The 24284-nt window shown below is 70.6% G+C and carries 24 protein-coding genes; 7 read left to right on the top strand and 17 right to left on the bottom strand.

The genetic code is table 11. The features are described 5' to 3' along the window. Positions 1-48 precede the first annotated feature (48 nt). Entirely contained in the window at positions 49-846 is a 798-nt protein-coding gene (locus tag SSMG_RS08995; protein WP_009074917.1) for a carbon-nitrogen hydrolase family protein, read from the top strand. A 42-nt stretch (positions 847-888) separates the two neighbouring features. Here the strand turns inward: SSMG_RS08995 and SSMG_RS08990 are convergent, their stop codons facing one another. From SSMG_RS08990 to eccB, 3 genes are read right to left on the bottom strand one after another with little or no spacing between them, the layout of a single operon-like run. Next, a complete protein-coding gene (locus tag SSMG_RS08990) occupies positions 889-1542 on the bottom strand; it encodes a response regulator transcription factor (protein ID WP_009074915.1) in 654 nt (217 codons plus the stop codon). Beyond that, on the bottom strand, positions 1539-2240 hold the full coding sequence (locus SSMG_RS08985; RefSeq protein ID WP_286156942.1) for a response regulator transcription factor: 702 nt from the start codon (positions 2238-2240) through the stop codon (positions 1539-1541). Before SSMG_RS08985 ends, SSMG_RS08990 begins: the two co-directional genes overlap by 4 nt. A gap of 8 nt (positions 2241-2248) precedes the next feature. Continuing rightward, entirely contained in the window at positions 2249-3655 is a 1407-nt protein-coding gene (eccB, locus tag SSMG_RS08980) for a type VII secretion protein EccB (protein ID WP_009074912.1), read from the bottom strand. A 159-nt stretch (positions 3656-3814) separates the two neighbouring features. Here eccB and SSMG_RS08975 point away from each other — a divergent pair, with 159 nt between their 5' ends. Further along, positions 3815-4900, top strand: a complete 1086-nt coding sequence (locus tag SSMG_RS08975; RefSeq protein ID WP_199785849.1) for a type VII secretion protein EccE — start codon at positions 3815-3817, stop codon at positions 4898-4900. Positions 4901-5084: 184 nt separating this feature from the next. Here the strand turns inward: SSMG_RS08975 and SSMG_RS08970 are convergent, their stop codons facing one another. Next, on the bottom strand, positions 5085-5351 hold the full coding sequence (locus tag SSMG_RS08970; RefSeq protein WP_037713055.1) for a hypothetical protein: 267 nt from the start codon (positions 5349-5351) through the stop codon (positions 5085-5087). A gap of 55 nt (positions 5352-5406) precedes the next feature. Between SSMG_RS08970 and SSMG_RS08965 the strand changes: the two genes are divergently transcribed. Continuing rightward, positions 5407-6174 (top strand): MerR family transcriptional regulator, encoded by a 768-nt coding sequence (locus SSMG_RS08965; protein WP_009074908.1) that lies wholly within the window; start codon positions 5407-5409, stop codon positions 6172-6174. Here the strand turns inward: SSMG_RS08965 and SSMG_RS08960 are convergent. Then, positions 6113-6706: an NIPSNAP family protein gene (locus SSMG_RS08960; protein WP_037713053.1), complete on the bottom strand. Its 594-nt coding sequence runs from the start codon at positions 6704-6706 to the stop codon at positions 6113-6115. The two genes, SSMG_RS08965 and SSMG_RS08960, sit on opposite strands and share 62 nt — an antisense overlap. Before the next feature lie 85 nt (positions 6707-6791). Between SSMG_RS08960 and SSMG_RS08955 the strand changes: the two genes are divergently transcribed. Further along, positions 6792-7745: a helix-turn-helix domain-containing protein gene (locus SSMG_RS08955; RefSeq protein WP_009074904.1), complete on the top strand. Its 954-nt coding sequence runs from the start codon at positions 6792-6794 to the stop codon at positions 7743-7745. Here SSMG_RS08955 and SSMG_RS08950 read toward each other — a convergent pair. Further along, positions 7690-9009 carry an MFS transporter gene (locus tag SSMG_RS08950; RefSeq protein ID WP_009074901.1) on the bottom strand — a complete coding sequence of 440 codons (1320 nt, stop codon included), beginning with the start codon at positions 9007-9009 and terminating at the stop codon, positions 7690-7692. The two genes, SSMG_RS08955 and SSMG_RS08950, sit on opposite strands and share 56 nt — an antisense overlap. 26 nt (positions 9010-9035) lie before the next feature. On the opposite strand from SSMG_RS08950, the gene SSMG_RS08945 reads away from it, so the two are divergent. Further along, positions 9036-10058: an Lrp/AsnC family transcriptional regulator gene (locus tag SSMG_RS08945; protein ID WP_009074899.1), complete on the top strand. Its 1023-nt coding sequence runs from the start codon at positions 9036-9038 to the stop codon at positions 10056-10058. Here SSMG_RS08945 and eccD read toward each other — a convergent pair. From eccD to SSMG_RS08915, 6 genes are read right to left on the bottom strand one after another with little or no spacing between them, the layout of a single operon-like run. Next, entirely contained in the window at positions 10048-11424 is a 1377-nt protein-coding gene (gene eccD / locus SSMG_RS08940; RefSeq protein WP_009074897.1) for a type VII secretion integral membrane protein EccD, read from the bottom strand. The genes SSMG_RS08945 and eccD overlap by 11 nt on opposite strands. Beyond that, the gene (locus tag SSMG_RS08935; RefSeq protein WP_009074895.1) at positions 11421-11744 is read right to left on the bottom strand and encodes a YbaB/EbfC family nucleoid-associated protein; all 324 of its coding nucleotides are present in this window, start codon (positions 11742-11744) and stop codon (positions 11421-11423) included. Before SSMG_RS08935 ends, eccD begins: the two co-directional genes overlap by 4 nt. Then, positions 11737-12228, bottom strand: coding sequence for a hypothetical protein (locus SSMG_RS08930; protein ID WP_009074893.1), 492 nt, complete (start codon positions 12226-12228; stop codon positions 11737-11739). Before SSMG_RS08930 ends, SSMG_RS08935 begins: the two co-directional genes overlap by 8 nt. Before the next feature lie 5 nt (positions 12229-12233). After that, positions 12234-13574, bottom strand: a complete 1341-nt coding sequence (locus tag SSMG_RS08925; RefSeq protein WP_199785848.1) for a WXG100 family type VII secretion target — start codon at positions 13572-13574, stop codon at positions 12234-12236. Positions 13575-13583: 9 nt separating this feature from the next. Beyond that, positions 13584-14621: a WXG100 family type VII secretion target gene (locus tag SSMG_RS08920; RefSeq protein ID WP_009074889.1), complete on the bottom strand. Its 1038-nt coding sequence runs from the start codon at positions 14619-14621 to the stop codon at positions 13584-13586. Positions 14622-14648: 27 nt separating this feature from the next. Further along, a complete protein-coding gene (locus SSMG_RS08915) occupies positions 14649-15425 on the bottom strand; it encodes a WXG100 family type VII secretion target (protein WP_009074887.1) in 777 nt (258 codons plus the stop codon). A gap of 135 nt (positions 15426-15560) precedes the next feature. Between SSMG_RS08915 and SSMG_RS08910 the strand changes: the two genes are divergently transcribed. Continuing rightward, the gene (locus tag SSMG_RS08910; protein WP_009074885.1) at positions 15561-19505 is read left to right on the top strand and encodes a type VII secretion protein EccC; all 3945 of its coding nucleotides are present in this window, start codon (positions 15561-15563) and stop codon (positions 19503-19505) included. Between the two features lie 31 nt (positions 19506-19536). Here the strand turns inward: SSMG_RS08910 and SSMG_RS08905 are convergent, their stop codons facing one another. The 4 genes from SSMG_RS08905 to SSMG_RS08890 are packed head-to-tail and all read right to left on the bottom strand — an operon-like array spanning position 19537 to position 21782. Beyond that, positions 19537-20118 carry a hypothetical protein gene (locus tag SSMG_RS08905; RefSeq protein WP_009074883.1) on the bottom strand — a complete coding sequence of 194 codons (582 nt, stop codon included), beginning with the start codon at positions 20116-20118 and terminating at the stop codon, positions 19537-19539. A gap of 49 nt (positions 20119-20167) precedes the next feature. Beyond that, positions 20168-20539: a hypothetical protein gene (locus SSMG_RS08900; protein ID WP_100266738.1), complete on the bottom strand. Its 372-nt coding sequence runs from the start codon at positions 20537-20539 to the stop codon at positions 20168-20170. Then, the gene (locus tag SSMG_RS08895) at positions 20539-21321 is read right to left on the bottom strand and encodes a hypothetical protein (RefSeq protein WP_009074879.1); all 783 of its coding nucleotides are present in this window, start codon (positions 21319-21321) and stop codon (positions 20539-20541) included. The genes SSMG_RS08900 and SSMG_RS08895 overlap by 1 nt, the downstream gene beginning before the upstream one ends. Positions 21322-21326: 5 nt before the next feature. Further along, entirely contained in the window at positions 21327-21782 is a 456-nt protein-coding gene (locus SSMG_RS08890; RefSeq protein WP_037713049.1) for a hypothetical protein, read from the bottom strand. 227 nt (positions 21783-22009) lie between these two features. Here SSMG_RS08890 and SSMG_RS08885 point away from each other — a divergent pair, with 227 nt between their 5' ends. After that, positions 22010-22714: a trypsin-like serine protease gene (locus SSMG_RS08885; RefSeq protein ID WP_009074876.1), complete on the top strand. Its 705-nt coding sequence runs from the start codon at positions 22010-22012 to the stop codon at positions 22712-22714. Positions 22715-22780: 66 nt separating this feature from the next. On the opposite strand, the gene SSMG_RS08880 is transcribed toward SSMG_RS08885, so the two are convergent. Then, positions 22781-24232 carry a class I adenylate-forming enzyme family protein gene (locus tag SSMG_RS08880; RefSeq protein ID WP_009074874.1) on the bottom strand — a complete coding sequence of 484 codons (1452 nt, stop codon included), beginning with the start codon at positions 24230-24232 and terminating at the stop codon, positions 22781-22783. Positions 24233-24284 lie beyond the last annotated feature (52 nt).

The raw sequence follows: 24284 nt of genomic DNA, 5'->3' as shown, positions 1-24284 counted from the left end.
CAGGGATACTCGGTGACGACCCGCTGTCCCCGGACCAGGGAGGCTCGTGTGCCCCGGATCGCGTTGTGCCAGCTCAACTCGGGCGACGACCCGGAAGAAAACCTGAAAGCGGTTCGCTCCGGCGCGGAGGCCGCGGCGGCCGCCGGAGCGCGCGTGGTCGTCTTCCCGGAGGCGACGATGGCCCGCTTCGGCCGCCCGCTCGGCCCGGTCGCGCAGCAGCTGGACGGACCGTGGGCGTCGGCGGTGGCCTCGATCGCCGCCGAGCACGACGTGCTGGTGATCGCCGGGATGTTCACGCCCGCGGACGAGGGCCGGGTGCGGAACACGCTGCTGGTCACCGGGCTGGGGCAGCATCTGGGGTACGACAAGATCCACCTGTACGACGCGTTCGGATTCGCCGAATCGGACACTGTCGCGCCGGGGTCGGAGGTCGTGACGTTCTCCGCGGAGGGCACCGTGTTCGGCGTCGCCACCTGCTACGACCTGCGGTTCCCGGAACTGTTCCGGCGCCTGGCCGACGACGGGGCGGACGTGGTGGCTGTTCCGGCGTCGTGGGGCGCGGGGGCCGGGAAGCGGGAGCAGTGGGAGGTCCTGGTCCGGGCGCGGGCGCTGGACTCGGGCTGCTGGGTGGCGGCTTGCGGGCAGGCGGATCCTTCGGCGACCGGGGTGGAGGTCAATCCGAAGGCACCGACCGGGATCGGGTACTCGCTGGTGGCGGACGGGTTCGGCCGCGTGGAGGCGCAGGCGGGGGCCGGGGCGGAGATGCTGGTGGTGGACGTGGAGCCGGAGGTGGCGGGGAAGGCTCGGACGGCTACCGGGGCGCTGGCGAATCGGCGGCTGTCGTGAGTGTCAATTCCGGTTAGAACCGGCATAGGCACTCACGACTCCCTACCTGAGCAGCCCTTCCCGGATCGCCACCCGGACGAACCCCGCCCGTCGCCGTTCCCCCGTCTTGTCCCGGATCCGGTCCAGATACGACCGCACCGTCCGGACGCTGATGTCCAGGATCTCCGCGACGTCCACGTCCCGCTCCCCCGCCGCCACCAGGCGCAGGACCTGCTTCTCCCGCTCCGAAAGCACGATCTTCGGACCCGCGTGCCGTTCGTCGCTGTCCTGGATGATCATTCCGGCCAAGGTCGGCGAGACGTACGCGTTGTCCTCCGCGATCGTCCGGATCGCGCGCAGCAACTCGTCCCCGTCGACGTCCTTCGACAGGAAGCCCTTCGCCCCGGCCTGCATCGCGCCCAGGACCTCAGGCTGTTCCGCGTGCGCGGACACCACGAGCACCTTGTGCCCCATCTGCCCCACCTCGAGCACCGCGGCCGCGTCCTGGACGCCGCGCAGTTTCAGGTCGAGGACGACCACGCTGCCCTTCGGCTGGTCCTGCACCGCGAACCGCGCCACGGAGTCGGCTACCGCGCCCAGTTCGATGTCCGGGGCCTCGTTCAGCACGCGCGCGACCGCGTCCCGGTACAGCGGGTGGTCTTCGATCACCCCGACCTGGATGGGTCCGCTCCGGCGCCGCCCCTCGTCGGCTTTCACCTCAGTGTTTCCTTCCCCACCAGGCCGCGGCGGATCGCTTCCTTCACGAGGCCGGGGCGCCGCCGTTCGCCGGTCTTGTCGCGGATCCGGTCGAGGTAGCCGCGCACGGTGCGGACGCCGATGTCGAGGATCCGCGCGATGTCGACGTCCCGTTCGCCCGCCGCGACGAGCCGCAGCACCTGCACTTCGCGCGGCGACAGCTCCATTTCCGGCCGCGTGACCGGACGGTCGGTGTTGTCCTTGATGATCATTCCGGCGACGACGGCCGACACGTACGCGCCGCCGCCCGCGACCGCGCGGATGGCGATCAGCAGCTCGTCGACGTCGACGTCCTTCGACAGGAATCCCTTGGCCCCGGCGGCGATCGCGGCGAGCACCGTCTCCGGCTCGGCTTGCGCGGACACCACCAGCACGTGGTGGCCCAGCTCGGCGACCTCGAGCACCGCGGCCGCGCCCGCGACGCCGGGCAGGCCGAGGTCCAGCAGGACGACGCTCCCGGCCGGCTGGCGCGCGACGTGGAAGCGCGCGACCGAGTCGACCACCGCGCCCAGTTCGACGTCCGGGGCTTCGAGGAGGACGCGCTCCACCGAGCGGCGGTACAGCGGATGGTCTTCGATGACGGCGACCGGGATCCTGCCCGGAGCAGGGGAATCGGGCCGGTCCGGCACGTCGCTGGGTCGCTGCGCTGTCGTGGTCACCGGCTCGCTCACCCCGTTCCCGCAGGCTGCCCGGCCACGGCGGGATCGAGCGCGGGACCGGTCGGCATCAGCGCGAGAAGCCCGCCCGCGACCGGATGCCCGGACCCCGAACCGTAGCCCAGCGAGGCGAGCGCCGTCTTGTCCGCCACCGGATATTTCCGGCCCGTGTCCGTGACGAGGTAGATCGTGCCGGACCCGGGATCGGTCGCGACCGCGCCGCGCGAGGGCGGGACGTAGACGACGTCCGCGACCCGCGCGTCCGTCCGGCTCTGCACCGGCAGCGCGCGGCCGCCGGACGGGACCGGCAGATCCGCCGAGACCGTCACGCGGCCGTTCTGCGCGCACAGGGTCACCGCGCTGCCGGTGATCGGCGCTTTGCCGGGGATCCGGTCCGGGTACGCCGCCGGATCCGCGCCGCCGGAACGGGATTCGCTCACCTTCTTCGCCGACGCGACGTCCGCGGCGCGCACCCGCACCGGTTCCGGGCGGCCGGAGTACGCCGATTCGTTCGCCGGGGTCGTGACGAGCAGCGCGGCTTCGGTCTGGCCGACGGGTTCGAGGCCGTCCGGGCGGACGAGGTAGTACGTCGAGGCGTTGGCGGGCGCGGCCATCGGGTCGACGACCGACAGCACCTGGCCGACGCGCGTCTCCTGCGTCCCGACGCGCGGGCCGCGGTTTCCCGCGCCGTCGACCGGGATCTCGCCGAGGTCGCGTCCGGCGGGCACGGTGTCGATCCAGCGCGCGGACACGCTGATCGTCGGGTAGCTGTCGAACTGCAGGGCCGCCGCGGCGGCGTCGCTCAGCCGGTACCGGTGGCCGCCCGCGAGCAGGAACCGGCCGCCCTGCGGGACGCGGACGATCACGCCCGAATCACGCGGCAGCTCGACCCCGGCCGCCGCCGGTTCCAGCAGCACGGCGACGAGCGGTTCCGCCGAGGCGGGCGCGTCCTGGGTGGTGCGGCTGCAGCTGGTCCACGGGGTGGTGATCAGGGTGCTGGGCAACGAATCCGGCGCGCCGACGATGCCGATCTGCGTGCCGCGCGGGGCCGTGCCGAGTTTCTCCGCGGGCACCGTGACCGTCTCCTGGCCGTTGCCCCCGGCCAGCAGCCGCGCGGACGAGTAGTTGAGCACCGGGTGCACCGCGCCGTCCGCGCCGAGCACGAATCTGGCCCCGCTGCCCTCCTCGACGAGCACCTTGCCGCCGGACAGCCAGTCCTTCCCGCCAGAAGGGCTGACCAGGCCGATCACGCCGAACACCGCGGTCACGAGCAGGGCCGCGCCGACGCCGAGCACGGTGCCGAGCACAAGCCGGCGGCTGGGCGACACCGGATGGTTGGCGTCCGCGGCGACGAGCGCGGACACGAGCCGGCGGCGCAGGAACTGGTACGCCTGGATCTGGTCCCGCTGCGTCCACACGCTGTCCCGGCCCCCTGGAAATCACCCACCGCTTCCCGCGCAGGGTAAACAGCTCCCCACACGCGCACGAGGGTAATTTTTACGCCCACGCGCCCGCGCGGGGACGCTAGCGTTCGCGGGGCCGGGTCGCTGCCCGGGGAAGAGGGGAATGCGTTGTCCGTGTCCGCGCCGCCTGCCCCGGCTCCTGCCCGCGCTCCCGGGGCTCCTGGGCATACCGGGATTTCGGGTACCGCGCCGTGGCCGTGGCTGCTGCCGATCCGCCCGCTGCAGGCGGCCGGATGGGAGATCGCCGCGCTGGCGCTGCTGCTCGCGTTCACCGTGCACGGCCTGTCCCAGCCGACGCGGATCACCGTCGCCGTGCTGGCCGGACTGCTGGTGGTGACGACGTCGGCGCGGATCGCCGGACGGCATTTCGCCGGTTGGGCGTGGACGTGGCTCGCGCATCGCCTGCGTCGCCACGACAGCCGCCGCGACAGCCCGGACGCCTTGCTTCGCATCGCCGGTCCGGTGAAGGTGCGTCAGCACGTCGACCGCGCGGGCAACCGCTTCGGCGTCGCCGAGGTCGACGGCGACTGGAGCGCGATCGTCCGCCTCACGCCGGGCGCCGGGGAACCTTCGACGGACGACCTGCTGGCCATCCTGCGCACGACGTTCCAGAACACGGACATCCCGCTGGCCGCCGTGCAGCTCTTGACGTGGGCGGTGCCAAGGGATTCGCGGGTGTACCGAGTGCGCTGGCTCGCGGTGCGCTACCGGCCGGAAGACGCACCGATCGCCGCCCTCGCCCGCGGCGGCGGTGAATTGGGGGCGTTGCGGAGTACGGCGAGTGCGGCGTTGAGCTTGATGGTGGCGCTGGCGGAGGCGGGCTATCCGTCGACGGTGCTGGAGGCCGGCGAACTGACCAACGAGCTGCGGGTGGCGCTGGGCGTTTCGAACGGAAACCCGGAGTCCGACGGGGATTTCTGGCGCGCGTGGAAGTGGGGTGGGCTCACGCAGACGTGCTACGCGCCGCGGTCCTCGCGCGGCCTCGCCCGGACGTTGGGGGTGGCGGTGCCGGGGGCGGCGTTCACCGCGACGTCCGCGACATTGCGGCGGACGCCGGGCGGCCGGGAGAAGCTGGAGCTGACCATCCGGGTGGGCGCGCGGGCGGAGGAAGTGCCCGTGCCGCAGGGGGTTTCGGTGGTTCCGTTGCACGGCGAGCAGGGCGCGGCGGTGCGGAGGACGTTGCCTCTCGCGTTGACCTGAGGACACCCGGCCCCGAACTCCGCATCTTGCTAGCCGTGCCCCGACAACAGGCAAAGCAGGGCGGATTCACTGACCGGACCAAGCCCGGCGAGTTCGCAGCTCGTGGGTCCGCAGCCTCGGCGCGTTCGAGGCGCGAAGATCTGTCGCCTGGCAATGTTCGCTGCCCAGATCGGGCGCGAACCGGTCACGCCCCATCGCCCGCGCGAAGCAGCCGCTCCAGCTCCGTCGCCGCCTCGCTGCTCCCCGCGTCCGAAAGCCGCTGCAGTTCCCGCAGATCGCGGTTCTCCACCGCCCGGCGGGTCAGCAGCCGTCCGGCTTGTTCGCTGCCCTCGTCCAGCAAGTCCGACAGTTCGGCCAGGTCGCCGCGGCGGTCGGCGAGGTCGGCGAGGCGGTCCAGGGCGGTCTCGTTTCCCTCGTCGGCGAGCGCGCGCAGGGTGTCGTAATCGGGCATGCGGCCAGCTTCCAACCTTGCCCCAGGGACAAGGTCAAGCGCGCATACTGGAGCCATGCTCACCATCGGCCAGCTCGCCCGCCACGCCGGGGTTTCGGCCAAGGCTGTCCGCGTCTACCACGCCAAAGGGCTCCTGCCCGAGCCCGCACGGGACGCGTCCGGATACCGCCGTTACGACGCGCAGGCGGTCATCGACCTGGCCCGGATCGTCACGCTCGCCAAGGCCGGGGTGCCGTTGGCGCGCATCCCCGAGGTGCTGAACGCCGACGAGACCGCGCTCGACCGGATCGACGCCGAGTTGCGCGATCGCATCCGGCAGCTCCAGCAGCGCCGCGCCCGGTTGCGGGACCTCGACCGGCCCGACCGGCTCTGCCTGCCGCCCGAAGCCGTCGCGTTCATGGACCGGCTGAGGCCGCTCGGGCTGTCCGAGCGGCACGAGAACGCGATCCGCGACGGCTGGATCCTCGCCTGCGCGCTGGCCCCGGACGTCGCCCGCGCCATCCTCGTCAGCCGCACCGCGTTGCTGGACGATCCGGAGTATGTCGCCGTTCTCCGCGCGTACGACGAAGCGATCGAGTGGAGTCCGGACGATCCTCGGCTCGCCGCCATCGCCGACGCCGCGGCCGCGCTCGCCGGGCGGATGACGTTGCCGTCTGATCTGCCGGACTTCCAGAAGGTGCCTCACCAGGTCGTGCAACTGCTCGCCAACCATCTGGACAGCCCCGCTTGGCAACGTCTCGATCAGCTCGTAGCCCAGCGGATCAGCGCAGAGAAGACCGCGCCGTCGGAGCCAGGCGAAGCCGCTTCACCTCGTCGTTCGTAGCCAGCCGGCGTTCGAAAGCCCGCAACGCGGCAAGATCGGGGAACGTCCAGACCCCCACCCGGACGTTCTCCCCTTCCCGCACCGGCAGCGCGCGGAAGGTGTTCTCCGCGGGCTCGGTGACGAAGGAAGCGAAAGGTCCCGGCAAGTCAAGAGAAGCCGGGCCGATGAGCACCAAGATCCGCGACGACGGAACACCCGCCTCGACCGGCCGGGAAAGCGGAGGGAAGTCGGTTTCCGGGCGGAGCAGCAAAACGTTGTCGCTGTCCGCCATGGTCGCGTTGGCGGCGTCGCGGTGCTGCCGCCAGGCCTCGCCTTCGAGGTAGAACGCCGTCAGCGCCGCGTGCCGGGCCGCCAGGTCCGGGAAGGACCGGAACCACACGAACCGGTCCGGGTCGTCCTCGTCGCGGAATTGGCCGACGACCGTGCAGCCCGCCGCCTCCTGCGGTTCCAGCAGCTCGCGGTCGAACAGGTCGATCAGGACGTCCCGCTGCCCGGGCCGGAGGGTGTACTGGCGGAGTTCCACGACGGTCACGGCAGCGAATCTGCCACCTCGCCGAAGCAGCAGCGAGTGGCAGGACTGACTCCTTCCGCAAAATTCCTGCCGTATCCTCGCGGCCATGCGAACCGTCGCGGTAGCGCTGGTCGACGACATGCCGCTGTTCGAGCTGGCCATCGCGGCCGAGGTGTTCGGGCCGTCCCGGGCCGACCTCGCCGACCCCTGGTACGAGCTGCGGTTCTGCGCGGCGAAGCCGGAAACCCGCACCGAATTCGGCTTCCGGCAGCACGCCAGCCACGGCCTTGACGCGCTCCCGGACGCCGATACCGTGCTGGTGCCCGCCTTGCCGTACGCGTGTGTCCAAACAGGACAGTCGATCCCGGCGCACCTGGTCCAGGCCATCCGAGAAGCAGCGGACCGAGGCGCGCGGATCGTCTCGCTGTGCACCGGCGCTTTCGCGCTCGCGGCGGCAGGTCTGCTGGACGGCCGGCGCGCGGCGACGCATTGGATGTACGCCGCCACGCTCGCCATGCTGCATCCGCGGGTTCAGGTGGACGCCTCGGTGCTCTACGTGGACGACGGGCAGGTCCTCACCAGTGCCGGACGCAGCGCGGGCATCGACCTCTGCCTGCACGTCGTGCGCAGCGATCTCGGCGCGCACGTCGCCAACGAGGTCGCCCGCCGGATGGTGCTGCCCGCACATCGCGGCGGCGGGCAGGCGCAGTACGTCTCCGCGACGGTGCCGGAGACCGACGACGCCGGGCTCGGTCCGGTGCTGCACTGGGCGACGCGCCACCTCGACCAGCCGCTCACCGTCGACCAACTGGCCCGCCAGGCCGGAGTCAGCCCGCGCACGTTCGTCCGCCGGTTCCACGAGGCGACCGGGACCACGCCGTTGCAATGGCTGCTCGACCAGCGCGTCCTGCACGCCCGCAGCCTGCTGGAATCCACCGACCTGCCGATCGGCCTGATCGGCGAACGCAGCGGCCTCGGCTCGGCGGCCAATCTCCGCCGCCATTTCACGCTCCGGCTGGGGACGGCACCGACGGACTATCGGCGCGCGTTCCGCGGATGAGCCCGAGCGCGGTCACCCCGGCCGCGACGGTCAGGCCGACCGCGGTCCAGCACGCGACCGTCGCGTCGGCGGCGAGGAAAACCGTGGTCAGCACGGAGACTCCGACGGTTCCGCCGAGTTGCTGCACCGCGTTCAGCAGCCCCGCCGCCGAACCCGTCTCCGACGGGCGGACGAGCGCCAGCGCGGCGGTGAAGAACGGCACGGTGAACAGCCCGGTTCCCGTTCCGGCGACCGCCAGCGCGACCAGCAGCGGCCAACCCAGCGCGATCCCGGCGATGCCAACGGCCAGGAATCCCACGCCAGCAAAGAGAATCCGGGTACCGAAGCGCGGGACGAACCAGCGTCCGGCCACAAAGGACGATACGGCGAGTCCGATCGACCACGGCAGCAACGAGAGCCCGGCGGTCCGGGCGTCGGCGTGCTGGGTCAGTTGCAGGAACAGGACGACGACTTGGGTCAGTCCGGTCATCACGGCGAAGAACAGCACTGACGTCACCAACCCAGCGGGGAAACTCAGGCCGCGGAAGAGACTGTGCTCGATCAGACCGCCGCGAAACCGTTGCTGCAGAGCGAAAACCACCAGCACCACTACTCCGGTGGCCACGAGATAGCCGTTCCCTTGCGTGAGGAGCGGATAGACGACGAGTCCCGCGCCCAGCACGACCAAGCCGGTGCCGAGCAGGTCGAGTCGCGGCCGGGCAGCGGACCGGTCTTCCGCGAGCAGCCCGGACGCGGCGAGAACGGCGAGTCCGAGCGGGACGTTCACCAGGAACACCGCCCGCCACGACCAGGCGTCGGTCAGCAGCCCGCCGAGGACCGGCCCGCTCACCGCGGCCAGTCCCATCACCGGGCCGATCATGCCGAGCGCGCGGGCTCGGGCCGCGCCGTCGAACAGGACGCGGATCAACCCGATCGTCTGCGGGATCACCAACGCGGCCGAAGCCCCTTGCACCGCCCGGAAAACGAGCAAGAACCCAGGGTTGGTCGCGGCCGCGCACAGTGCCGAGGCGAGCACAAAACCGGCTACTCCGAACTGGAAGGTGCGGCGTCGGCCGATGATGTCGCCGAGGCGGCCGCCGGTGATCAGCAGCAACGCGAAGGGCAGCGTGTACCCGGCGGTGTAGAAGGAGATCGTGCTGGACGCGCCGCCCAGTTCGGCGTGCACCGCGGGAGCGGCGACCTGGACGATCGTGGTGTCGAGAAGGTTCATCGCTTCCGCGACGAGCAGGACTGCCAGTGCGGCCCAGCGGCGTGAGTCGTTCATGCCGCCAGCCTGGGCAGCGTCGAGGCATGATTCCAGCCACTGGCGCGAACGAGCAGAAATCTTCCACTGAGGACAGTTTCGTGCAGAATCAAGCCATGCTCGACGACCTCGACCAGGCTCTCGTCCACGCGCTCCAGATCGACGGCCGCGCCCCGTTCGCGCGGATCGGCGCCGTTCTGGGCGTCTCGACGCAGACCGTCGCGCGCCGTTACCGGAGGCTGCGCGCGGAAGCTGGACTGCGCGTCGTCGGGCTGGCCGCACCGCATCGCGCCGGGCAGACGCAGTGGCTCGTGCGGCTCACCGTCGTCCCGGCCGTCGCGCAGCGGGTCGCCGACGCGCTCGTCCGCCGCACCGACACGACATGGGTCAAACTCGCCGGCGGCGGCACGGAAATCTGCGTCATCGTCCACACCGCCCACGGCTCGACGCCGGAGCACGGCCTGCTGCTGCACGACATCCCGCGCACGACCGGCATCACCGCCGTCTCCGCGCACCAGCTGCTGCACCTGTATCACGGCGGCCCCACCGCGTGGCTAGGCCGCGCGGAAATCCTCACCGACGCCCAACGTCGTCAGCTGGAGCCCGAAACTCGCGCCACGCAGGTCGAAGCGACCGCATCCGACGAACCGTTGCTCACCGCGTTGCAGCGAGACGGCCGCCTCGGCCAGACCGAGTTGGCTAACCTCACCGGCTGGTCCGCCGCGACCGTCGCCCGCCGGATCGCCGACCTGCGCGCGGCGGAAACCCTTTATTTCGACGTGGAAATCGACGCCCGGCTCTTCGGCGCGACCACGCAAGCGTTGCTGTGGATGGCTGTGGCCCCAGCCGATCTCGACGCCGTCGCCACCGAACTCGCCACCCACCGCGAACTGGCCGTCGTCGCCGCGACCACCGGGCCGACGAACCTCCTCGCACACGCCCTCTGCGCCGATCCCCCGGCCCTGCACCGCTACCTCACCCACCGGCTCGGCGCGCTGCCCGGCATCCGCTCCTGCGAAACCGCGCCGGTCCTGCGGACGCTGAAAGCGGCCAGTCCGCTCAGCCGCTGACCGCCTCGTACACCCCGGCGATCAACGCCACGAACGGCACGAGCGACAACAGCACCAGGAACTCCGAGATGTCCAGCAACCGCGACCAATACGGCGACCGCACCCCGCGCGCGACCCGCGTCGCGTAGATCAGCGACACCACCGCTGCCAGCACCAGCGCCAGCCCGGCCGCGAGCAGCGCGATCCGCTGGTCGGCCGCGATCAGCCAGAAACCCGCGGTCAGCAACGCGACAAGCCCGAAGCCGACCAGCACCAGCCGTTGCGTGCGGCCCGCGTACGCGCGCGAACGCTGGATCCACGCCGTCCCGAGAAGCGCCGCCAGCCCGGCTTCCCATGCCCCGCCGGTGGTGAGCACGATCGACGAACCGATCACGACCAGTCCGAGCGCCACCAGCAGGCTGGTGAGCAACGCCTGCGCGTACGTCGTCCGCCCGGCCATTTCCGCGCCGAGCGACGGCTGTTCGTTGGCGCGGAAGGATTCCATGTCGTCCGGCACCCGCGGCAGCGGCATCCGCCCGAGCCGCAGCGCGAGCATCGGCGCGACGGCCGCCAACGCGGTCGCCAGCACGGCCGCGACCGCCGCCGCGGCCACCGGCTTCGCCCCGGTCAGCAGCACGACGCCGGTCGCGATCGCGCCGATCCCGGCCGAACCCACGACCGCGACGAAGAACGGCAGCCGGTCGGCCACCGAAACCGCCGCCAGCACGCCGTAAACCGTCACCGCCGCGAGCCCCGCGGCAAGCGGTCCGGCAGACAGCGAGAACACCGGATGCGGGGGCAGCAAAGACATTCCGGCCAGGAACGCCACGCCCACCCCGGCCAGCGCACCGGCCGCGCCCGCGCCCGAATCGCCGTACGCCCGGCTCAGCGCACCGCCGCCGAGCAGCAGCACGATCGCGAGCAGTCCGGTGCCGATCGGCGCGAGCACGCTGCCCGCCAGCGACGCCTGGATCAGCAGCCCGCCCGCGAACAACAGCAGGGCGGCCGCCGTGATCCCGGCCCGGCGGGCGATTTTCGGCCCCCACGCGGTCGACGCGGATTCGCCGACGCTCGCGATCGAGTCGACGACGTCGTCGAACAGCAGCGGGCCGCGCGGACGTTCGCGCGGGGTCAGGTGCAGCACCTCGCCGTCGCGCACCTGCGCGGCGGCCACGGTGAGCCCGAGCGCGAGCGGCGCGCCGCCGAGCCGCGACAGCACCCAGCCCGGATGCTCGGCCGACGCCTGCCCGGCCGCGCCGGCCAGCCGGACGAGCTGCGGCACCAGTTCGGCGAACGTGCTCTGCTGCGGCAGCGCGACGTCCACCCTGGCGCGCGGGGTGACGATCGTGACGCGCCGGGTCGACCCGGCGACGGCCGGCGCGCTCACTGCTGGGACCTGGCCGCCTCGATCACCGGGGCGAACTTCGCGCTGCTCGCCTCGGCCAGCTTCTGCAGGCCCGCGTTCACCGCTTCGAGGACGATCTCCGACAGCGTGCGCGCGTCGAATTCGCGGATCGCGCGCTGGTCGATGTCGACCGAGGTGAACCGGCCGTCGCCGCGCAGCGTCACGGTCACCTCGTTCTGCCGCGAGGCGGCCTTGACCTCCATCGCCTCGACCGAGCGCTGGATCCGCTGCACCTCTTCGGTCTGCTTGCGGACCTGCGCGAGCAGCTCGTCCAGGTCCGGCACGGCATACGGTTCAGTCACCGTCGTTCTCCTTCTCCTGCGGGGTTTCCCGGCGGACGTGCACGCTGGCGACGAACTTCCGGAAGTCGGGGACGAGCGGGCGCGCGTCCCGCGGATCGGCCGTGCAGACCAGTTCCAGCACGACCCGCCCGGCCGGACCGGGCACGGTCAGGAACACCTGGATCTGCAGCAGATCCTGGCCTTCGCCGGTGCGCATCCGCAAGGTCTGGGTGCAGCCGGGCGCGGCCGGACCGCCGACCTCCTGGCGGTCGACGACGTCCAGCAACGCCATCGTACGGCCGAGCCGTTCGACGGCTTCGCCGGCGATGTCGTTCATCGGCACGGAATTCTGGCGCTGCTGGATGCCGAGCGTGATGTTCGGCGTGAACTCCGCCTTCGGATTCGGGTGCACCGCGACGAAAACCAGCCCGGGCGCGATCGGCGGGACCGGCGTCCAGCCCTCCGGGACGTCGAAGCCCAGCGGGAGCGTCACCAGATCCGCCATGGCACTCACCACGAACCCACGTACTGCACGGCGTCGTCCCAAGCCCCGCCCAGCGCGTCCGCCGCCTGGCCCGCGGCGTCGCCGACCGCGTCGATCGCCGCGCCGCCGTATTCGGTGACCGCCGCTCCGACCTTCGGCAGGTCGATGTCGATCTTCGCGCCGACGCCCGCGCCGAGGCCCAACGCGGCACCGGCCTTGAAGTTCATCTTCAAATGGCCGTTGTCGTACACGAACTGGCCGTCGAGCTGCGCGCCGATTCCATATTGGACACTCCCGCTCGCGCCGACGCCGACCCCCGCGACGTCCGCCGCGACCTGGCCCTCCAGCTTGCCGCCGGCGAAAGCGTTGGCGTGCACGCCCAGCCCGTGGATCCCCAGCTGTCCCGAAGCGCCGACCTCGCCGCCCGCGAAAGCGGAACCGCGAGCGCTGCCGTGCGCGACGCCGTAGCTTCCGCTGGTCCCGATGTCCTCCCGGAACCCCAGCTCCGCGTGGCCGGACGCCTTCGCGTCCCAGCCCTGCGAGGAGATTTTCCCGTCGTACTCCGGGATGAACCCGTCTTGCTCGTGCGCCGTCTTGTAGTAGGTGATCTCGGTGGCCCGGCCGATCGCGGTCTTCTGCTTCGGCTGCCCGAACGGCGTGTCCGCCTTCTTCGGCGCGCGGGTGCCTTCGAGTCCGTTCCAGGTCAGCTTCTTCCAGCCGGAATTGCCGAACCAGGACGGAGCCGAACGCGGCCTGTTGCGTCCGTCCAGCGTGTCGCCGTTCACCCAGGACAACGGGCCGTAGACGCGTTTGCCCAGCTTGCCCGGCTTGCTCATCGGCCCGGCCCACGGCGCGGGGAACAACTCCGCCAGCGCGTCCGAAAGCTCCTCGGCGACCTGGCCGGCCGCCGCGACCGCCTGTTCGCCCAAATCCCTTGCCGCGGCGATAAAAGCGCCCACCGCGTTCGGATCCGCCGAGCGGGCTTGGTTGATCAGCTGCGCGCCGTACTGATCGAATTGCGCGACAACCGAATCGACCCCGGAGCGCGCCCACCGCAACAGCTGTCCGGCCATCGACAACCGTTTGCCCTGATCGGCCAGCTTCGTGCCGTCTTCGGTCAACGCGTGCGCGACATCGGCCGCAGCTGTCGCGTATGCGGTGTACGCGGCACCGTCCCAGTCAGCGTGCAATGCCGTGGCAGCGTCCGCGATTTCGGTGGCTTTGCCGGTAATCGTGGACGCGTTGGTGCCGCAGCGGTTCGCCGCCGCCTCGAGCGCAGCCGGGTCGCCCGTGACCCGGCGCTGGTATTCGACCAGCACCTGCCGGTAGTTCGACAGCACCGAGCTGACGACTCCGGACGCGTCCACGGCCACCGGCTACGCGCCCTTCGCGTCGATGTCGACGTGCTGCTGGAAGTGTTTGCCCTGGTAGGTGACGTCGACATCGATGTCCACGTCCTGTCCGGCCGGAGCTTCGACCGTCGACTGCCCGGTGGTCAGGTCGGTGTGGATCACGACCTCGTGCGCACCGGTCGACTGTCCGGGCACCGAAGGCGCGGGGGCCGGAGCCGGAGCCGGGTCCACCGGAATCCAGCTGTTGCCCGGGTTGGCCCCGATCCCGGCGCCGCCGCCGGACGGCCAGCCCCCAGTGCCGCTGCCCGAAGGCCAGCCGCCGTTCGACAACGCGGGCGGCGTGTAGTTCGTGAACGACGGGCTGCCCCCGGGCACTCCCCCGCCGCTGCCGCCGATCGCCGCCTGCCCGGACGCGCTCGCGACCGGCGCGGGCAGCTGCGGCGAGCTGACCGGAGTACCCGAGACGGCCGCGTTGCCCGCCGCGCCGTTGGCGTCGGAAGAACCGTGGTGGAACAGCTTTTCGATGTCCCCGATGATCGTCGCGACCTGAGTGATCTGGTTCGCGAGATCGCCCGCGCCGAGCGCCTTCAGCAGGCCGCCGACCGCGGTGATGAATCCGCGCAGCGTCGCGCTGGTGGCGGTGGAAAGCGCGACCGCGGCCCCGTAGGTCCACCAGTTCGACATCAGCGACGCGACGGTCGGGTTCACCGCCGCGACCACCGACCGGTACGCCTCCTGCGCCGCCTTCACCAGCGTGCCCGAGACGCCGAGCAGTTCGGCGCCCTTCTCGATCACGTTGATGATCTTGGTGAGCTGGTCGAGCGAATGGGAGATCTTCTGCAGCGCCGATTCCGAGGCCCCGCCGGACCAGACCTTGCCGAGCTGGTCGGCGGCCTTGCTCAGCTCGGTGTAGAGCGAGGTCAGCTCGGCGGCCTTGTGCAGCAGGTCGAGGACGTGCTTCGCGATCTGCTCCGGCTGGCCGGTGACGATCTGCGGCAGCACGGTGATCGGGCCCCCGCCGGAAGCGGTGGCGTCCATCGCGCTGGAGTTCGGGAAGAGCATCGGACCTCACTTGGTCGGGGATCGGGGTCAGACGGAGGCGGGCCGGTACACGCTGACCTTGGCCAGTCCGCCGAGGCCCGGATCGAGCAGGCCATGGTTGTAGAGGGCGCCGCCGTCCCCGGCGACGCCGATCACCGGTTGGTGGTCGGGCAGCAGAAGCGGCTCCACCACGACGACGTCGCCGCTGTGCACGCCGCCGGGCACGTCGCCGAAAGTGCGCGCGGTGCCCGAATAGACCTCGATCAGGCCGACGCGCGCCTGGTTGTCGGCGTCGCCGGCGAGCCAGTCGTTGAAGTCCGCGACGCCGTGGAATCTCGCGTCGGTCAGCGGATGCTCGGCGAGCCTGCCGAGGTCCGCGTCGCCGAGGTAGCGCAGCACGTTGCCGACCGAAGCAGGTTCGCCGGGTGCGCCCGCGCTGTCGGTGATCGCCGCCGCGGCCAGGTGCGCCGCGTGCGGGGTCCCCCAGATCGAGGTCAGCGACGGCGCCGAGTTTCCCCCGCCCCCGCCGTAGCCCTCGGAGACTGCTTCGTCGGCGCTTTGGTAGGCGTCCGCGCTGTGCTTGACCAGGCCGTTGATCTCCTGCAGCAGCTGCAGCAGCGAGCGCACCGCAGTCACCTGCTGAGAGTGCAGCGCCTCGTTCGCCGCCGCGACGACGCTGCCGAAACTGGCGAACGTCGTCGGCTGCAGCACGAGTTTTTCCAGGTCCGCGACGGCGTTGATGCCGTGGGCGATGATGCCGCCCACGTTGCCGACGGTGGAGCGCATGGCCTCCGGCTCGGCCCGGTACTCGCCGGTCGTGCCCATGGCGCTCCCTCCCGGTCTCCCGCGAACGACGCACCGGTGCGGAGCGTCTGCGCAGAGCGTAAGTTCGCGCCGCCGGGCGAGCGGACGGCAAAAGTACCCACCGCGACCGGGCAACCGGCGGCCAAAATACGGGGCATGAGTGCCCCCCGCGACCGCCTCGGCCTGCTCGGCGAGCAGCCTGGGGAGATCATGCTGCAGTCCCCGCCGATGCTGCCCAAGAGCGGCTCCGGCGGCGTGATGCAGCTCATGATGTTCCTGCCGATGATGCTCGGCATGGGCGCGATGTCGTTCGTCTACATCGGACGCGACGGCGGGGTGATGACCTGGATCTTCGGCGCGCTGTTCGTCACCGCGATGGGCGGCATGATCGTGATGTCGCTCGGCCGCGGCGGCATGGCGAAGAAGGCGCAGATCAACGAGGAGCGCCGTGACTACCAGCGATACCTCGCGGGCCTGCGCACGCGGGTGCGCGCGGTCGCGGATTCGCAGCGCGCCACGCTGATCGCGCAGCAGCCGGATCCGGCGGACCTGTGGGCGTACGTCGAAACCGACCAGCACTGGGACCGCCGCCGCGGCGACCGCTCGTTCGCGATGGTGCGCGCGGCCACCGGTCCGCAGCCGCTCGCGACGCCGTTGCGCGCGCCGCAGATCGCGCCGCTGGAAGAGCTGGACCCGGTTTCCTCCACCAACCTCAAGCACTTCATCCAGACTTTTTCGACGGTCGAGGGCCTGCCGGTTTCGATTTCGCTGCGTTCGTACGCGGCCGCGACGCTGTCCGGCCGCCGGTTCGACGTGCTCGGGATGACGCGTGCGGTGCTGGCGCAGCTGGTCACTTTCCACTCCCCGACCGATCTGCGCGTCGCGTTCTGCGTGGCCCCGGACCGTTCGCACGACTGGGATTGGGCGAAATGGCTGCCGCACGCCACCGCGCCGGTGCTCGCCGACGCGACCGGGCCGCGGCGGTTGTTCGCGGACAACGCCGCGGAACTGGCGCGGTTGCTCGGCCCTGATCTCGGCGACCGCCCGGCCTTCTCGCGGCGTGGTGCGTCGGCGGACCTGCCGCACCTCGTGCTCGTCGTCGACGGCGGCGACTCCCACGGCGAACCGCGCCTGCTGGCCGAAGAAGGCCGGTTGGGCATCACGGTGCTGGAGATCGGCGGCGACCAGCCGCGCGCGACGTCGACCGACCGGCTGCTGAGCCTGCACGTCTCCCCGGAACAACTCGGCATGGTGGTGCTCGACGGCACCGAGGCGCGGCTCGGCTTCCTCGGCACGCCGGACCGGCTCGACCACGGCGCGGCCGAAGCGCTCGCCCGGATGCTGACGCCGCTGCACCAAGGCGGTGCCGTGGTCAGCGAACAACCGATGTCCTCGACGTTCGGCCTCGCCGGACTGCTCGGCATCGGCGACCCGCGCGACACCGACCCGACCGTCACCTGGGCCCCGCGCCCGGCACGCGACCGGCTGCGGATTCCGCTGGGCGTCAACCCCGAAGGCCGTCCGGTCGAACTAGACCTGAAGGAATCCGCCGAGGGCGGCATGGGTCCGCACGGGCTGGTGATCGGCGCGACCGGGTCGGGCAAGAGCGAACTGCTGCGCACGCTGGTCACCGCGCTGGCCGTCACGCATTCGTCGGAGAAGCTGAACCTCGCGCTCATCGACTTCAAGGGCGGCGCGACGTTCGCGGGCATGACCAACCTGCCGCACACCTGCGCGGTGATCACGAACCTGTCCGACGACCTCGCGCTCGTCGACCGCATGGCGGACGCGTTGAACGGAGAATTGCTGCGGCGGCAGGAACTTCTGCACTCGGCCGGGAATTACGCGTCGGTGCGCGACTACGAGAAGGCGCGCGCGGACGGCACGCCGCTGCAGCCGTTGCCGTCATTGCTGGTGATCATCGATGAGTTCTCCGAGCTGCTGTCATCGCGGCCGGAGTTCATCGACCTGTTCGTCGCGATCGGCCGACTCGGCCGTTCGCTGGGGATCCACCTGCTCCTGGCGTCGCAGCGGCTCGAGGAAGGCCGCCTGCGCGGGCTCGACTCGCACCTGTCGTACCGGATCGGCCTGCGGACGTTCTCCGCCGCGGAAAGCCGTGCGGTGCTGGGTGTCGCCGACGCATACCAACTGCCGCCGGTACCCGGTTCGGCCTACCTGAAGTCCGACAACGACACCCTGATCCGGCTCAAGGCCGCGTATGTCTCCGGCGAACTCCCGCCGCGCAGCCGCATCGTGCGCTCGGACGGACAGCAACTCGGGGTGCTGCCGTTCACGCTGGGTCCGGTCGAAGTCCCCGTCGCCGAACAGCCCGCCGCCGAAGCCGCGGAGAAGGGCACCGGCGAGACCATCATCGGCGCGATGCTGTCCCGTTTGGAGGGACGCGGCCCGGCCGCGCACCAGATCTGGCTGCCGCCGCTGGCCGAACCGCCCACTTTGGACCAGCTGCTGCCGCCGATCGGCGAAGACCCCCGCCGCGGTTTGTGTCCGCTCGGCTGGGGCGGCAACGGCAAGCTGACCATCCCGGTCGCGTTGGTGGACAAGCCTTTCGAACAGCGCCGCGACATGCTGTGGGCGGATTTCTCCGGCGCGGCGGGCAACGCGGTGATCGTCGGCGCACCGCAAAGCGGCAAGTCGACATTGATGAAGGACATCGCGGCGATGCTCGCGCTCACCCACACCCCCGCCGAGGTGCAGTTCTTCATCCTGGACATGGGCGGCGGCGCGCTGGCCCCGATCGCCGGCCTCCCGCACGTCTCGGGCTACGCCACCCGCCGCGATCCGCAACGCTGCCGCCGGGTCGTCGCGGAACTCGTGACATTGCTGGAACAGCGGGAAGAATTCTTCGCCGCGCACGGGATCGAGTCGATGGCCGCCTTCCGCAGCCGCCGCGGCGAGTTCGCCGAAAGCAGCGACGACCGCGAGTTCGGCGACGTGTTCCTGTTCGTGGACAACTGGACCACCATCCGGTCCGAATACGAGCGGCTGGAAGAGCAAATCACCGCACTGGCCCAGCGCGGTCTCGGATTCGGCATCCATGTGCTGGTCTCGCTGAACCAGTGGATCGGCGCCCGCGCGCAGCTGCGCGACGCGATCAGCACCCGCTTCGAACTGCGCCTCGGCGACCCCGCGGACTCGTCGATCGACCGCAAGATCGCGCAAAACGTCCCCGCCGACCGCCCCGGCCGCGGCCTGACGGCGGACAAACTGCATTTCCTCGCTGCCCTCCCGCGCATCGACTCCGACCAACGCCCGGAAACCGTAGGCGCCGGCGGCCTGGACCTGGTCCGCCGGATCTCGGCGTCCTGGACCGGCCCCCGCGCCCCCCAGGTCCGCCTGCTGCCCCCAGAAGTCCCGCTGGACTCCCTCCCCGCCGCCCCGCGCGGCCGGATCACGTTGGGCCTGGCCGAATCCACCCTGCGCCCGGTCCACCTGGACTTCCGGACGGACCCGCACTTCCTGGCCTTCGGCGACGTCGAATCGGGCAAGAGCTCCCTGCTGCGTGCCCTCATCACCGGCATCTGCGCGACCAACACGCCCGACGAGGCCCTGATCCTGGTCGGCGACTACCGCCGGGGCCTGCTGGGCGTCGTGGACCAACCGCACCTGCTCGGCTATGCCGGCGCCGAGAACACGTTGACCGACCTGGTGAACCAATGCGCGACCGCGATGCGCAACCGCCTCCCCGGCCCGGACGTCACGCCGGACCAACTGCGCAACCGCTCGTGGTGGCGAGGCCCGGACCTGTACGTGGTGATCGACGACTACGAACTGGTCGCGACCGCCGGCCGGAACCCACTGCTGCCCCTGCTGGAATTCCTGCCGCAAGCCCGGGACATCGGCCTGCACCTGATCCTGGCCCGCTCCTCCGGCGGCGCCGGGCGGGGCCTGTACGAAGCGGTGATCCAGCGGGTGCGGGAATTGGGCTCGCCGGGGCTGGTCATGTCCGGCGGCAAGGAGGAGGGTGCACTGCTGGGCGATGTGAAGCCTTCGCCGCAGCCCGCCGGCCGGGGGACGCTGGTTTCGCGACGGCATGGGGTGGAGTTGGTGCAGGTGGCGTGGACCAAGCCGGTGGAGGACTGAGCAGGACTCGGGTCGCGAGCCAGGTCCTCTCTCAAGGCAACCGCGGATACAGCACTTCCCACCGCGCCACCACAGCCCGCATCTCCGGATCCGCCAGGTACTCACGCAGCACACCGGCAATCTTGATCAACTGCTTGACCCGATGCATCCGAGCGATCTCCGGCGTGGACCGCTTCGTCCACTCCGGACTCAGCCGCGCGCACTCGTCGATTCGCTCCGGGGTCACCACCGCCATGATCCGCCGGACGGCATCCTCTGGACCATACCGCTTGTCCGGCAACGAAAACCCGAACTCGACGAGCCAGATCGACAGGAACAGCTGCCGGTCCAGCACTCGGTCCGCCCCGATCACCTCGCACGTCTCCACGAACGAAAGCACGTCGCAGGCGGTGCGCAGATACAGCTCCTTCTCCGCCTCCGACCATGGCGGATCGTCAGTCCCGTCCGGGCCGAGTTCGGCTCGCAATCCGTTCAACAGCAGCCGCAGGAACTCGCTCCAGCCGTCTCGGTTGAGTCCTTCGGGCAACTGCCCGCCGCCGATCCACCAGGCGAACCGCTCCCGGTGCGACATCCCGGCCACCGGCTCGAGCACCGGCCACGTCCAGCCCGTCACCGGGGCATCCTCCGCCCGGCGGTGCGGAGGTCGATGTCGAAGACGCAGCTCACTCTGCCACCATCCCGTCCAACTCGTTGAGGTCCACCGCGAAGCCGGAGCCGTCGTCGTGCGGAACCGCGTCCCACAACGACTTCGCGGTCCGCCACACCGCCGTTACTCTCGACCACTCGACTTCGCCGCTGAGTGTCAGCGTCACCAGCGCATCAGCCGCGCCCGTCCGGTCCGGCCCCGCCTCCGCGATCAGGCCCGCGAGCAACGGCGTCCCCGCCGTAACCTCGAGCTGAAACCCGACGTCCGCGGACACCCAACCCTCGCCTTCCCAACGATTCTCGACGGGAAGCGTCGCTGTCAACGCTTCGAACCCGGCAGCGGCACTGAGCCCGCCAGTCCGGCAGTACAACCGGATCTCGTACGCCATCACGCGAGCCGATGCAGGGCCGCACGCACTTCGGCGAGCAATTCCTCGTCCGTCGGGTCGCCCGGCTCGCGCAGCGCGGGGTCGATCGGATAGTCCTCCAGCACGAAGAAGAGATGGTTCAGCACCTTCCCGAGCGGGCCCCGCGATCTCTCGTTCCGTTCCAGGGAAAGCATCCGAGCGGCATACCACGTCCTCGCGAACTCCGGACCGGTCACTTCCCCGCGGACGAACGACTCCATCGCAGCCAACCGCCGTCCCACCCCGGATTCCGCGGGCGCCTCGCTCCGCTTGGCCCAGGAATGCTCCACCGGCCGGTACTTCGCCGCGATGCCGGGCAGTTCCGGATACTGCTGAACCAACTGCCGTGCCGCCCGCCCGAACCGGGCCCGAGCGTCGTCGACACCCCCGGGCACGGCACCGGCGAGGAACAACCGGGTGCCTGCCACCAGCACATATCCCCCGCCGCTGGCTAGCACCGCACCGGAAAAGTCGGGCACGACGAACAGCACTGAACTACCGCCCGTCAACGTGGAACCCACCGCCAGCCGCTCGGTCGCTGCCCCCGGTTCGAGACCGCAGCGCAGCACCTCGGTCGCGCCGACAAACCTCGCCGCGGTGCGCAACCGGGCCAGGATTGCGTGGTCCACTCCGGACGGAGCGGCGATCGGAGCGACGGATTTCCCTTCCTCCGCAAGCCATTTGTCGGCAAAGCGACGCGCCCCGGAAAGAACAGTCCCGCCGGGCCACGCCAGCACGTCGGCGATCCGGCCGGTGAAGTCCACGACGCTCAGTCTACCGGGATTCCGTCGGAAATTCCGCGAACCGGATAAACCCGCTCAATCGCCCTCAACCCAGCCACCACCTCCGCCAACTGCGCGTACTCAATCCCCTCGATCCGGAACGACAACCGGTTCCCGCTGGAATGATCCGCGACCGCCACGCCCTCCGCCTCGACCCGTCCGTCCGGCGCCACGGTCACGGTCAGCTCGAGCCATTCCTCCATTGACGTCAGCCGCGCGCTGCCGCCGGACTCCGGGCACGCCGCCAGTTCCCGCCGGAACTCCCGCAGTTCATCGGCCCGCAATCCGGCGGCCAATCGCGTGGTGAACCCGCCCGAGACGATCTCGATCGGGCTGACCAGCCAGTTCCCGTCCCAGAAATCGTCCGCACCGGGGTGCATCCGCCCGTGCACGGCGATCACCAGCCGGTCCCCGCTCGCCGCGCCGAACGTCACCGTGTGCATTCCGCTCCCAGGTATCGCCGCCAGCTCTGCCCCGAAAGGTACCGGCGTCCCGAACGCCGGCTCCGCACCCGGACTACCCGCGCTCACCCGTCCGGAGCAAGCCGCCGGCGGCGTGACACCGACGGCGCCTCCGCGAAACGTGGATCGAAGACCGACTTCCGTAGGTTACCGGATTTCCACATGCCGCCTACGGTCGGGAAATCACCACCGAGCCGGAGGGATTTTCCATGCGTTACGCGAAAGCGGCGGCGGTAGTCGCCGGGGCGGCGATGGCGTTCGGAGTCGGGGCGGCGGTCCCGGCCAGTGCCGACACGCACATCATCGGCGGCGACACCGTGAAGTCGGCCCCGTGGGGCGCTCAGGTGTTCTGGGACGACGTCACCGACTACGGCGGCTTCGAATGCTCCGGCACGATCATCGCCTCGCAGTGGGTGCTCACCGCGCAACACTGCCTGAACAAGGGCGGCATGCACGTCAAGGTCGGCGACGTCGCGCTGGGCCAGGGCACCGAGGCCGCGGTCGACGAGCAAAAGGCCTCTCCCAACGGCGACATCGCGCTGCTGCACCTGAAGTCCGCAGTCGACGCGACGTACCTGAAGCTCGCCGACAAGGACCCGGAAACCGGTGCCACCAACCAGATCTACGGCTGGGGCCGCACCAAGGACCAGAGCCCGCCCTCGGACACCCTGAAAACCGCGGACGTCCAGGTGACCGGCGAAAGCACGGACGCCTTCAACGGCAAGGCAATAGCCAGCAAGGGCGTCACCGGCTCCTCCTGGCACGGCGACTCCGGCGGCCCGCAACTGGCCGACGGCGTGCAGGTGGGCGTCTGCTCGACCGGCGAAAACTCCGGCAGCGACGAACACGGCACCCAAAACTACGCCAGCGTCGCCAACAGCCGCGACTGGATCAAGCAAACCGCAGGCGTCTAAATAACCCAACGTCCGTGAAGGGCTCCTTGAGGGAATCTGATTCCCTCAAGGAGCCCTTCACGGCGTTTAAGAGCCCCGCGAAACCATCCCCCGCAATGCCCCCTTGTCCGGCTTCCCAGACGCCGCAACAGGAACCTCCCCCACCACGGTCACCGAAGCCGGAACCGCCCCCTCGCCCAGTTCCGCGGCGACCGCCTCCCGCAACCGCACCGGATCAGGCACGCACCCAGGCGCGGCAACAACAAACGCGTGCGCCGCCTCTCCGGTCCGCTCATCCGGCACAGCCACGACGTACGCCTGATCCACCTCGCGATGCGAAGCGAGCACCCGCTCGATCGGCCCGGTGTAATGAATCACCGCGTTGACGATCACCACATCCCGCGCGCGCCCGGTCAGATACAAAAACCCGCGCTCGTCCAACCGCCCGATGTCCTGCGTGCGAACCCATCCGTCAACCAGCACCGAACGACTCGACGCGGGATCCCCCCAGTACCCCGCGAAAACCCGAGCCGCACGAACGAAAACCGCCCCGGAAACCCCCGCGGGAACCACGTGCCCGACAGCGTCCCGGACCTCCACCGAAACACCGTCGCAAGGCAACCCCACCGAAGCGATCGCCTCCGGATACCAATCGACGTCCTCTCGGTACAACACAGTCAATTTCCCGGTCTCAGTCTGCCCGTACCCCTGCCGCAACGCCGACCCGATCCGCTCGAACCCCTCAGCCAGCAACCCGGGCTCCACCGGCGACCCAGCCACCGTCAACGCCCGCAACGAAGAAAGATCCACAGCTTCCCGCCGCAAAACATCCAACATCCGATACAGCCGAGGAACCGTCACCAACGCCGCAGTAATATCCAACCGCGGCAAAATCCAAGGAAAGTCCGGTGCCCCCTCCGGAATCACCGCCGTCCCCCCAGCAAGCAAACAGGCTTGCAAATGCAACACCATCACCGCACTGCTCAATGTCCCGAACAGCAAAAACCGCCGATACTCCCCCTCCGGCGTCTCCCCGCGCTGCTCGATCCCGAACTCCCCCAACGCATCGAACCGATACGCCACCCCCTTGGGAAGCCCCGTGCTCCCGCTCGTGAACACCACCCACCCGATATCCCCAGCACGACCGCAAGGCACCGGCTCCTCATACGCCCCAAGCAGTTCCGCCCCGACCCGCAGCACCCGAACCCCAGGCAGCTGAAACGAATCGGAATCAGTCACCACCACCGCGACCCCGTCCAGCACCGCCGCCAAATGCGCCGCGGGCAACCCCGCCCGCACCCCCACCGCCCGCGCCCCCAGCGTCTGCACCGCGATCTGCGCGGCCCACCCCTCCGGCGTCACCCCGGTCGCGATCCCGACCCCGTCCCCGGCCCGCACCCCGGCCGCCCGCAGCCCGGCGGCGAACCGGCCCACCAGGTCCAGCACCTCGCCCCGGCGAACCCGCCGCTCCCCGTGCTCGAACGCGACGTCGTCCGGCGCGCGCCGCAGCGAATCCAGCAGTTCCTGGGGAAATACCATGACCCCGCCCTCCCGTCGGGCCAGCCACCCGCGACTGGCCCGGCAAGAGGTA

The sequence above is a fragment of the Streptomyces sp. AA4 genome (assembly GCF_000158875.1).
Lineage (GTDB): Bacteria > Actinomycetota > Actinomycetes > Mycobacteriales > Pseudonocardiaceae > Amycolatopsis.
Note: the sequence above shows the minus strand (reverse complement) of the source record. Positions and strands in the feature narration are given on the sequence as shown.